At 63.0% G+C, this 3160-nt stretch carries 3 protein-coding genes and 1 pseudogene; all 4 read left to right on the top strand.

Going from position 1 to position 3160, the window contains the following annotated elements; translation table 11 throughout:
• Positions 1 to 114: pseudogene (locus tag ACLQI9_RS30325) on the top strand (SDR family oxidoreductase); the annotation flags it as partial.
• A 4-nt stretch (positions 115 to 118) separates the two neighbouring features.
• Positions 119 to 1303 (top strand): acyl-CoA dehydrogenase family protein, encoded by a 1185-nt coding sequence (locus tag ACLQI9_RS30320; RefSeq protein WP_442376149.1) that lies wholly within the window; start codon positions 119 to 121, stop codon positions 1301 to 1303.
• Between the two features lie 13 nt (positions 1304 to 1316).
• On the top strand, positions 1317 to 2465 hold the full coding sequence (locus tag ACLQI9_RS30315; RefSeq protein WP_442376148.1) for an acyl-CoA dehydrogenase family protein: 1149 nt from the start codon (positions 1317 to 1319) through the stop codon (positions 2463 to 2465).
• A gap of 349 nt (positions 2466 to 2814) precedes the next feature.
• A partial coding sequence (locus tag ACLQI9_RS30310; protein ID WP_442392676.1) for an MmpS family transport accessory protein occupies positions 2815 to 3160 on the top strand: 346 nt, incomplete at its 3' end.

Here is a 3160-nt window from a genome sequence, read left to right as displayed (position 1 = left end):
TGGCCCGGCCGGAGGAAGCCGCCGCCCCGGTGCTGTTCTTCGCTTTCCGACGCCGCCTCGTTCCTCACCGGTCAGGTGATCAATGTGAGCGGCGGCCTGACGATGGCAGGATGAGCCAATGAGCACTGACAAAGCGCCGGCTTTCGACCCGCACGACCCGCTCTGCCTCGACGCGTCGCTGTCCGACGACGAGATCGCAGTACGCGACACGGTTCGCCAGTTCTGCGCCGAGAATGTCGTTCCGCATGTCGCGGAATGGTTCGAAATCGGTGATCTTCCTGTCCGCGAACTCGCTAAGCACTTCGGAAAGCTTGGCCTGCTCGGCATGCATTTGGAGGGCTACGGCTGCGGCGGGGCGTCGGCCGTGCACTACGGACTCGCGTGTACCGAACTAGAGGCCGCCGACTCCGGTATCCGGTCGATGGTGTCGGTGCAGGGGTCGCTGGCCATGTTCGCGATCTGGAGATTCGGCTCCGAGGAGCAGAAGCAACAGTGGCTGCCCGGCATGGCCGCAGGCGAACTGCTCGGCTGCTTCGGGCTGACCGAGCCCGATGCCGGATCTGACCCGGCGTCTATGACAACCCGGGCACGGCGCGACGGGTCGGACTGGATCCTCAACGGCCGCAAGATGTGGATCACCAACGGCTCGGTCGCCGACGTCGCAATCGTCTGGGCCGTCACCGACGACGGGATCCGCGGCTTCATCGTCCCCACCGACACGCCTGGCTTTTCCGCCAACACCATCCACCACAAGCTCTCGCTGCGGGCTTCGATCACCAGCGAGCTGGTGCTCGACGACGTGCGGCTGCCTGATGATGCCCTGCTGCCCGAGGTGAAGGGGCTCAAAGGCCCGCTGTCATGCCTGTCGGAAGCACGCTACGGCATCATCTGGGGCTCGATGGGCGCCGCGCGCTCGGCATGGCAGGCCGCACTGGACTACGCCAGCCACCGCACCCAATTCGATCGTCCGATCGCCGGATTCCAGTTGACCCAGGCCAAACTCGTCGACATGGCCGTCGAATTGCACAAAGGCCTGTTGCTCGCGCTGCAGCTGGGACGACTCAAAGACAGCGTCGGACTGCGTCCGGAGCAGGTCAGCTTCGGCAAGCTCAACAACACCCGTGAGGCGATCGAGATTTGCCGGACCGCACGAACCATTTTAGGCGGCAACGGAATTTCGCTGGAGTACCCGGTGATCCGGCACATGGTCAACTTGGAATCGGTGCTGACCTACGAGGGCACTCCGGAGATGCATCAGCTGATCCTGGGCCAGGCGATCACCGGTATGGACGCCTTCCGCTGACAGGAGTATCCAAATGAGCGCACGCCTGGAATACACCTCCGAGCATCAGCAGTTCCGGGAACTGGTCCACGATTTCGTGCAACAAACGGTGGTCCCGGCCCACGAACGCTGGGAGAAGGCCGGATGTCTGGACCGCTCCCTGTTCACCGAAGCGGGAAAGCTTGGACTGCTCGGCTTTTCAGTCGCTGAGGAATTCGGCGGGCCGGGTGTCGACGACTTTCGCTACAACGCGATCGTCGTCGAAGAACTCCAGCGGGTCGGCGCGGCGGCCGAAGCTGTCGCCATCTCGCTGCAGAACGACATCGTGCTGCCCTATCTCACCGACCTGACGACACCCGAACAACAACAACGCTGGTTACCGGGCGTGGTGACCGGCGAGACGATCATCGGCATCGCAATGACTGAACCGGGCGCCGGCAGCGACCTAGCCGGGATCCGCACCACCGCGGTGCGTGACGGCGATCATTACGTCGTCAACGGCGCGAAAACCTTTATCTCCAATGGGCAGACCGGGGACCTGTTCATCATCGCGGTACGCACCGCACCCGATCGTCACAAGGGGCTATCGCTACTGGTCGTCGACCCGAACACGCCGGGCTTTTCCCGCGGCCGAAACCTGGAGAAGATCGGCCTGCATGCCCAGGACACCAGCGAGCTGAGCTTCACCGATATGCGGGTTCCCGTCGACAACCTGCTCGAGGAGGAAGGCAGGGGCTTCTATCAGCTGATGAACAACCTTCCGCAGGAGCGGCTTTCGCTGGCGGTGGGTGCGGTGGCTGCCGCCGAAGGGGTACTGGCCGAAACCCTCGAATATGTGCGGCAGCGAAACGCCTTCGGCTCCCCGATCTCCGGCTTGCAGAACACCCAATTCGTGCTCGCCGAGCTGGCCACCGAAATCGATCTTGCACGAACCTATCTCGACGACTGCATCGCCGAGCACTTGACCAGCGAGCTCACCGCAGCCAGGGCGGCCCGGCTGAAATGGTGGACCACCGAACTGCAGGTGCGCACCGCAGACCGCTGCCTGCAGTTGTATGGCGGTTACGGCTATATGCGGGAGTATCCGGTATCGCGCGCGTTCGTCGACGCCCGCATCCAGACGATCTACGGCGGAACCACCGAGATCATGAAGACGATCATCGCCAAGGATCTCGGCATCTAGGTTGCCATAGTCGGCGAAATCGGTCGCCATGACGTGGAAACGCGACCGCCGCACCGCTGCGCGGCCATCGAGGCCCGCGGGTACAGCCTCGACGAATACATCCGGCTGCAGACGCGCCATGTGCTCAATTCGTTGATACCAAAAGGCTGATTGTGCCGCCCGCGCCGCTTGATGCCGTGCCTGACAGCCCTGGCCTATACCATACCCCGTAGGGTATATTCACGAACAGGTCCGCGGCGCCCTGCACCAAAGGTCACCTAACACAGGGGCCAAATGGCCCTGGATACCCCCGCGGTGCAGGCGTGAAGCTACTAGCGACAAGGACGAGGCCACGAATGAGGAAGCTTCAATGTTGACCTTTCTCAAGCGGGCTTGGGTACCGCTCATCGTCGTGGTGGCGGTTGCCCTCGGCGGTGTTGCCGTCAGTCGGCTCCGCGGCGTTTTCGGCTCTGACGCGATCTTTAGGGCGACCGGCAGCAGTGCCGAGCCACTCGAGCCCTCCCATGTCAAGCAGGTGACGTACGAGGTTTACGGGCCCGGCGACACCACGGGAAGCGTTAGCTACTTAGATAAGAACGCCCAGCCGGAACAGTCGAACTTCACCGGCCTGCCCTGGACCTTTACGATCACGACGACGGTGCCGGCCATTATCGCCAACGTGGTGGCACAAGGCAACAGCGACAACATCGGGTGCC

Source organism: Mycobacterium sp. (assembly GCF_052143115.1).
GTDB lineage: Bacteria > Actinomycetota > Actinomycetes > Mycobacteriales > Mycobacteriaceae > Mycobacterium.
Note: the sequence above shows the minus strand (reverse complement) of the source record. Positions and strands in the feature narration are given on the sequence as shown.

Coding starts and splice junctions, on each gene's coding strand:
- ACLQI9_RS30320 (WP_442376149.1), top strand. CDS start 119: ATGAGCACTGACAAAGCGCCGGCTTTCGACCCGCACGACCCGCTCTGC.
- ACLQI9_RS30315 (WP_442376148.1), top strand. CDS start 1,317: ATGAGCGCACGCCTGGAATACACCTCCGAGCATCAGCAGTTCCGGGAA.